This is a genomic window from Klebsiella sp. 141251, from assembly GCF_050600725.1.
Lineage (GTDB): Bacteria > Pseudomonadota > Gammaproteobacteria > Enterobacterales > Enterobacteriaceae > Klebsiella > Klebsiella aerogenes.
This window is the reverse complement of record NZ_JAQIRG010000011.1, coordinates 170,572-178,048: the sequence shown is the minus strand read 5'-3', so window position 1 is coordinate 178,048 and position 7,477 is coordinate 170,572. Positions and strand designations below refer to the sequence as shown.

Annotated in this window: 7 protein-coding genes; 4 read left to right on the top strand and 3 right to left on the bottom strand. The window is 52.9% G+C overall.

The genetic code is table 11. The features are described 5' to 3' along the window. The 3 genes from PGR09_RS21930 to citB all read left to right on the top strand — a co-directional run. Window positions 1-546: sodium ion-translocating decarboxylase subunit beta (locus PGR09_RS21930; protein ID WP_430916419.1), on the top strand; the 546-nt coding region annotated here is incomplete at its 5' end. A gap of 169 nt (window positions 547-715) precedes the next feature. Then, complete coding sequence (citA, locus tag PGR09_RS21925) at window positions 716-2,344, top strand: citrate sensor histidine kinase CitA (RefSeq protein ID WP_047043977.1); 1,629 nt, start codon at window positions 716-718, stop codon at window positions 2,342-2,344. After that, entirely contained in the window at window positions 2,337-3,041 is a 705-nt protein-coding gene (gene citB, locus PGR09_RS21920; RefSeq protein WP_045395773.1) for a citrate response regulator transcription factor CitB, read from the top strand. The genes citA and citB overlap by 8 nt, the downstream gene beginning before the upstream one ends. Before the next feature lie 5 nt (window positions 3,042-3,046). Here the strand turns inward: citB and PGR09_RS21915 are convergent, their stop codons facing one another. Then, window positions 3,047-3,676, bottom strand: a complete 630-nt coding sequence (locus PGR09_RS21915) for an alanyl-tRNA synthetase (RefSeq protein ID WP_047043975.1) — start codon at window positions 3,674-3,676, stop codon at window positions 3,047-3,049. Between the two features lie 92 nt (window positions 3,677-3,768). On the opposite strand from PGR09_RS21915, the gene PGR09_RS21910 reads away from it, so the two are divergent. Continuing rightward, window positions 3,769-4,701: a LysR family transcriptional regulator gene (locus tag PGR09_RS21910; RefSeq protein WP_430916513.1), complete on the top strand. Its 933-nt coding sequence runs from the start codon at window positions 3,769-3,771 to the stop codon at window positions 4,699-4,701. Here the strand turns inward: PGR09_RS21910 and PGR09_RS21905 are convergent. Beyond that, window positions 4,646-5,011: a DUF805 domain-containing protein gene (locus PGR09_RS21905; protein WP_047050152.1), complete on the bottom strand. Its 366-nt coding sequence runs from the start codon at window positions 5,009-5,011 to the stop codon at window positions 4,646-4,648. The genes PGR09_RS21910 and PGR09_RS21905 overlap by 56 nt on opposite strands. A gap of 176 nt (window positions 5,012-5,187) precedes the next feature. Next, window positions 5,188-7,473, bottom strand: coding sequence for a hydratase (locus PGR09_RS21900; RefSeq protein ID WP_430916512.1), 2,286 nt, complete (start codon window positions 7,471-7,473; stop codon window positions 5,188-5,190). Between the last annotated feature and the right edge of the window lie 4 nt (window positions 7,474-7,477).

Genomic DNA, 7,477 nt, shown 5'->3' with positions numbered 1-7,477 from the left:
CGCATGGTGCAGCTGCGTACGGTGAGCAAACGCGAGAAGATCCTCTTCCCGGCGGTGCTGTTGCTGCTGGTGGCGCTGCTGCTGCCGGACGCCGCACCGCTGCTGGGGATGTTCTGCTTCGGCAACCTGATGCGCGAAAGCGGGGTGGTGGATCGTCTGAGCGATACGGTGCAGAACGCGCTGATCAATATTGTCACCATCTTCCTCGGGCTGTCGGTGGGGGCCAAGCTGGTGGCGGACAAGTTCCTGCAGCCGCAGACGCTGGGGATCCTGCTGCTGGGGGTGATCGCCTTCTGCGTGGGCACCGCCGCCGGGGTGATCATGGCGAAGCTGATGAACGTGTTCAGTAAACACAAGATCAACCCGCTGATTGGTTCCGCCGGGGTATCGGCGGTGCCGATGGCGGCGAGGGTGTCCAACAAGGTGGGTCTGGAAGCGGACGGGCAGAACTTCCTGCTGATGCACGCGATGGGCCCGAACGTGGCCGGGGTGATCGGCTCGGCGATCGCCGCCGGGGTGATGCTCAAGTACGTGCTGGCGATGTAGGCCGGCGTCCATCCCGGATAGCGGCTGGCGCCTTAGCCGGGCTACCACACCAGCGCCCGATTCAATGGTTTTGAACGGGCGTTTTTCTGAATTTTTTGGATCTGTGCGCCATCTGCAGGTACCCGGACCGCCAAACGAGGAAACTAGCCATTTAATGTCTATCGGCCCTATGTACACCCGAAAAATAACCCACTGGTTTGCGCGGCGGTCCTTTCAGAACCGCATCTTCCTGCTGATATTATTTACCTCAACTGTCGTCATGCTGGGTATGTCCTGGTATCTAACAGATATTACCGAAGAACGTCTTCATTACCAGGTCGGGCAACGGGCATTGATTCAGGCGATGCAGATTTCAGCAATGCCGGAGCTGGTAGAAGCGGTACAGAAGCGCGATCTCGCCAGAATTAAAGAGCTTATCGACCCCATGCGTTCCTTCTCAGACGCCACCTACATCACCGTCGGCGATGCCAACGGACAGCGTCTTTATCACGTCAACCCGGACGAAATCGGTAAATCAATGGAAGGTGGCGATAGCGATGAGGCGCTGTATAACGCCAAAAGCTATGTCTCGGTACGCAAAGGTTCGCTAGGTTCATCATTACGGGGTAAATCGCCGGTGCAGGACGCCACCGGGAAAGTCATCGGCATCGTGTCGGTCGGTTATACCATTGAACAGTTAGAAAACTGGCTCAGCCTGCAGATAAGCTCGCTACTGATCCCGATGGCGATTATCCTGCTATTGCTGCTGTACTGCGCTCGCCGCTTCTCGCTGCATATCAAAAAGCAAATGCTCAATATGGAGCCCCAGCAGCTCTCGCAGCTGCTCATCCAGCAAAGCGTGCTCTTTGAATCGGTGTTTGAAGGGCTCATCGCCATCGACTCAAATTATAAGATAACCGCCATTAATCAGACCGCCCGTCGTCTGCTTAATCTAAGCCAGCCGGAGCCCGTACTGATCGGTAAAAAGATCAGTAGCGTCATTGCGCAAGAGGCATTCTTCTACGATGCGCCGCATGAGAATAAGAAAGACGCGATCGTCACTTTTAATCAGATCAAAGTGATCGCCAGCCGGATGGCGGTGATCTTAAATAATGCCCCACAGGGTTGGGTCATCAGTTTTCGCAGTAAAGACGATATCAACACCCTCAGTCTGCAGCTCAGCCAGGTACAGCAGTACGCCGATAATCTGCGCGCCGTGCAGCATGAACACCGCAACCTGATCTCGACCATCGCCGGACTGTTGTTTCTTAAACGCTACGATCACGCGCTGGATCTGATTCAGCAACAGTCAGAAAGCCACCAGAAGGTACTCGATTTTATTGCGCGTAATTTCCAGGATAACCACCTTGCCGGGCTGCTGATCGGTAAATATTATCGGGCCAAAGAGCTTGGTCTTGAACTGGTATTCGACCCCGCCTGCTTCGTCGATATCCTTCCCAGCGCGCTTTCTCCCAGCGAATGGATCTCGATCGTAGGGAATCTGCTCGATAACGCCTACAATGCCTCGTTACGCCAGCCGCTGGGATCGAAGCAGATCGAGTGTTTAATAAATAGCGACGGTCATGAACTGATCGTCGAGATCGCCGACCAGGGATGCGGTATTGACGAGACGCTACGCGATCGCATCTTTGAGCGTGGCGTCACCAGTAGCGCCAGCGCCGAGCACGGTATTGGGCTCTGGCTGGTGCGCAGTTACGTAGAACAAGCAGGCGGCACTATCGTCGTCGAAAATAACATTCCCTTTGGCACCATCTTTACCCTTTATATCCCCCTGACCCGAGATGAACATCATGGATAGCATTACTACTCTTATCGTTGAAGACGAACCTATGCTGGCGGAAATCCTGGTGGATACCATCAAACAGTTCCCCCAGTTCAACGTAATCGGCATCGCGGATAAACTGGAAAGCGCGAAAAAGCTGATGCGTCTCTACCAGCCGCAGCTGATCCTGCTGGATAACTTTCTCCCTGACGGCAAGGGGTTGGATCTGATTCGCCACGCTGTCAGCACTAACTACAAAGGGCGAATCATTTTCATTACCGCCGATAATCATATGGAGACCATCAGCGAAGCCCTGCGACTGGGAGTATTCGATTACCTGATTAAGCCCGTACACTATCAACGTTTACAACATACGCTCGAGCGTTTCGCCCGCTACCGCAGCTCATTGCGTTCGAGCGAACAGGCCAGCCAGACCCACGTCGACGCCCTGTTTAATATCCAGGCTCGCGAGCACACTGAACCTGCTGACGCACCGCTGCGCGGGATTGATGAAAGCACCTTTCACCGCGTGCTGCAGCTGTTCTCCGACCCGGAAGTCGTGCATACCGCCGACTCTCTGGCCCGCATCCTCGGCAGCAGTAAAACCACTGCCCGCCGTTATCTCGAACAAGGCGTTAAAAACGATTTTCTGGAAGCGGAAATCAGTTATGGCAAAGTCGGCCGGCCGGAACGCATTTATCGCGGCAAACATCCCTACCCTGAGCACGTCTGAAACGCTTATTCGAGGGTATAGCTGACGATCATCTGCCCTTTTTTCATTTTCAGCTGGCTGATGACGATATTTCCCAACGCCGCCAGACTAACGACATGGGTACCGCCACAGGGATAAGCTGCCAGTTCGCCGAATCCTACGGCGCGCAGACCATTAGCGAAGGTGATGCGGCGCGGTAAATCCTGCTTCTGCCACGCGCTCACCTGCGCCAGCAGCGCGCTGGCTTCCGGTAACGCGGCGCCAGCGCCGGCAGCAAACGTAATCCGTCCCTCTCCCGGCCAGTGATGCGCCTTCACCGGTCGCCAGCCGAACTGCTCGCCGGCCAGTCCCAGCAAGTGACCAGCAGAGTGCAAACGGGCATGCCGTTGCCGCACAGGCGCATCAATTCGTAGCTCCACCTCGCCTAACGGCAGCGGCTGGGCAACGATATGCAGGACACTATCGCCGCGCGTCGTGACCGCCATTACGGGCTGCTCATCGATCCAGCCGCGATCGGACGGCTGCCCGCCGCCCTGCGGATGGAACAACGTGCGATCAAGTTCAATGGCATAACCACCATCGGCTTCAGCGCTGCAGCTGATAATGTGTGCGCACCCTTCGGTGGCGTCGCTGGCGTAATAAATACGTTCAGTCATGATTGTTCTCCTCTCTGTCAGCACAGTATATTGATAATATTGACCGCGATAATGGCCTCCACAACCAATGCACTTTTGCTTTGAGAGCACAAATGAATCTGAACCTTCTCCCCGACCTCGCCCTCTTCGTACAGATTGTCGAACAAGGCAGCTTTTCCGCCGTCGCCCGTCAGAGCGGGATTACGCCATCCGCCGTCAGTCGCAGCGTCTCGCGGCTGGAACAGGAGATGCGCTGCAAACTGTTGCACCGAACCACCCGCAAGCTGCGGCTGAGCGATGCCGGGAAAGCGGTGTATGAACATGCGCTGGAAATGCTGGAAGCGGCGCGCCAGGCTATGGACTGCGCCGGAAGTACCCAGACGGTGGCGCAGGGTAAACTCACGCTGAGCGTACCAAAAGCCGTCGGGCGCTTTGTCATTCATCCGCTAATGATCGACTTTTTCAACCGTTATCCGCAGGTTGACGTCTGTTTACGTTTAGAAGATCGCGATCTCGACTTTATTGATGACGGCATCGATCTCGCGCTGCGTATTACCCATACCCCTTCCCCTGGACTGCATGGCAAACCGCTGATGCCGATTGTTCATGTCATCTGCGCCACTAAAGAGTACTTACAGCGCCACGGAATGCCGCGTACCCCGCAGGATCTGCGCGCGCATAGCTGTATCAGTCTTGGCGAAACGCCCGCCGACGCGCGTTGGAAATTTCGCCGCGAAGGCAAAAACGAAACGGTGCAGACGTACGGACGCTACGCCGCTAACCACACTGCGGTGCGTCTTGATGCGGTTAAACAGCATCTGGGGATTGGCAGTCTGCCACTGTTTACCGCCCGTGAAGCGCTGGCAAAGGGTGAAATCGTGCAGGTGCTGGCGGAGTGGGAGTTTATCAGCAGCTACTCCGGCAATCTGTGGCTGTTATGGTCGGGGCATAAGCATATGCCCGCCAGAATGCGGGCAATGATTGATTTTCTTAGCGAGACGGTTCCGGCGCTGAACGCAGGCAGCACATTGCCAAAGATAAAATAATAAACACCGGGAAAACGATCCCCGGTAAAAACCAGAAACCAGAGCGGCCAATATCATGCATCCGGCGAAAACCTACCGCCAATATTGGGATAATCATCGGTAAATGAAGCACAAAAGCCAACGGGAAGAGAAACAGACTCAAAACGCCATACCGGTAGTCATAAAGCGTAGCCAGATACCAGATGAGTAAAGGGGTTGCCACAATCAGGGCGTTGATAAGAAAAAATGACCAGAACTCACGGCGGTCAGAGCGTCCAACGAAATTAAAAGCCTGTTTCCAGCCTTTAAGATAGGCCTGTCCATAGGTCATGATATTCTCTCCATGAGAACGAATTAATGACAGCGGGGCACATCGGAGCCCCCTTCAAACCAAACACTCCTTAGCCTAAACAACGCTTCAGCATAAATTAATGTGCTGGCACAAGAAAAGATATATTAATGTTGAAAGGATTGCTGGCAAAGAAACACTGCCAGCATGACCAGATATTAATTAGCGAGGATTAATTGATTTCTATTATAATTAATAAGACCACCGGCCTTAATAATCTCCTGCTCCGACGAGGTTAATTTCTCCATATAAAGCGTTATCTGCTTCACAGGTCGATTATCGCTGACTACAAAAGCGGTGATATCACTAAACTCCCCCGTTAGTGCGCTTTTTATTGCCGGGATATAAATAAAATCGCCGACCTCGAAATCAGGCGCCTCTTTCATCTGCAGCGGCAGCATCCCCCAGTTAATCACATTGGAACGATAGCGCTTGGTCGCATACTCCTGGCTAATATTGGCAAGCCCGCCAAGCACGCGCTGGCAGCTAGCGGCCTGCTCTCGCGCTGAGCCATCACCGGGTTTGACCGCATAGATCATGCTACCTATCTCAGTCTGTGCCGCGCTAATATTTTCCTGACCCGGTAGCAGACGTATCTGGGAAAATATATTTTCCAGCTGTGGATTTAAACGGCAAAGATCTTCACCCTTAACGCGTTGTTGCTCCATAACGGCAATTTTTTTAGCCCGCCCCACATACTGCGGATCGCGACGGGAGAGCGTAAATTCCGCCAGCCCCAGGGGGTTCGAACGAAACGATGATGTTTCCCCTGACGGTATCAGCTCGTCGGTAGTCGTTACCGGATCCATTATCTTTGCGGCGACCACTAACAGAACATTATCCGTTAATGCATTCATTTCCGGCCAATCTTTTATATTCGGGCCATAGATTAGCGGCTGCTGCGTAGCGCCTTTAACGAATCCCTGATAAACCCGGTTTTTATAGGGGGAAACATCAAATTCATATTCCGGAGCATCATGCCAGCAATCGAGCTCCGCCGCCGAGGTTAACAATCCCCCGTTAGCGGCCGTCGCGGCAATTGAACGCGCGTCCATCAATGCCACCGCCGACATCTGCCCATTTCCCGGCTTGGAACCTTCACGGTTCGGAAAGTTTCGCGTCGTATGACGGATACTTAAGCCATTATGCATCGGGGTATCACCGGCGCCGAAGCAAGGACCGCAGAACGCGGTACGAATAATGGCGCCCGCACTCATTAAGTCATTGATCATTCCCTTCTTCGTTAACGCCATCAGCACCGGTTGTGAGGAGGGGTAAACTGAAAGCGAGAAAATATTATCGCCACAGGAGTGATGCCTCAGGGCATTCGCCGCCTGTACGACGTTGACATAGTTTCCCCCGGCGCAACCAGCAATAATACCCTGCTGAACGCGTAATTTACCGTTCTCTATTTTGTCCAACAGAGACAGCTTCGCGCGCCCAAGCGAGATTTTCTCAGCTTCAATTTCAACCTGGCGTAAAATGTCCGGTAAATTCTGATTAACTGTATCAATTTCATAGACATTGGCTGGATGAAACGGTAGCGCGATCATCGGCTTGATGGTACTTAAATCGATTTCGATACAACCATCGTAGTAGGCCATCTCTTTTGCTGACAGCGCACGATAATCTTTCTCTCTACCATGAAGGCGTAAAAAATGCCGCGTCTCTTCATCGGTCTGCCAGATAGAGGATAAGCAGGTCGTCTCAGTAGTCATGACATCAATACTGTTTCGATAGTCGGTCGACATACTGGCCACGCCGGGACCAACGAATTCCATCACTTTGTTCTTCACATAACCGTTTTTGAATACCGCGCCAATTAATGCCAACGCAATATCCTGAGGGCCAACGCCAGCGGCAGGTTTGCCAGTTAAATACACCGCGACGACATCGGGATAATCAATATCCCAGGTGTTTCCCAGCAGTTGTTTAACTAGCTCACCGCCGCCTTCACCGACGGCCATCGTCCCCAGCGCGCCATAACGCGTATGACTATCCGATCCCAGTATCATTTGGCCGCTACCAGCCATCATTTCACGCATATACTGGTGAATAACCGAAATATGTGGCGGAACGTAAATCCCGCCATATTTCTGCGCGGAAGTGAGACCAAAAATATGATCGTCGCTGTTAATGGTTCCTCCCACCGCACAAAGTGAATTGTGGCAGTTGGTTAAAACATACGGCAATGGAAAGCGGGTCATGCCGGAGGCTTTTGCCGTCTGGATGATGCCAACAAAGGTAAGGTCATGGGAGGTCATAGAATCAAATTTAATTTTTAATTTCTGTTCATCTCCCGAGTGGCTATGAGATGACAAAATTGACCATGCTATGGTTCCCTTTCGTGCAATCTCTTTGGCGACAGGATTGGCGCATTCCTGTTCTGGGATAATCCCATGCTGATGGGATAAATATACCCCACTATCATGTAATTTAATCATGACT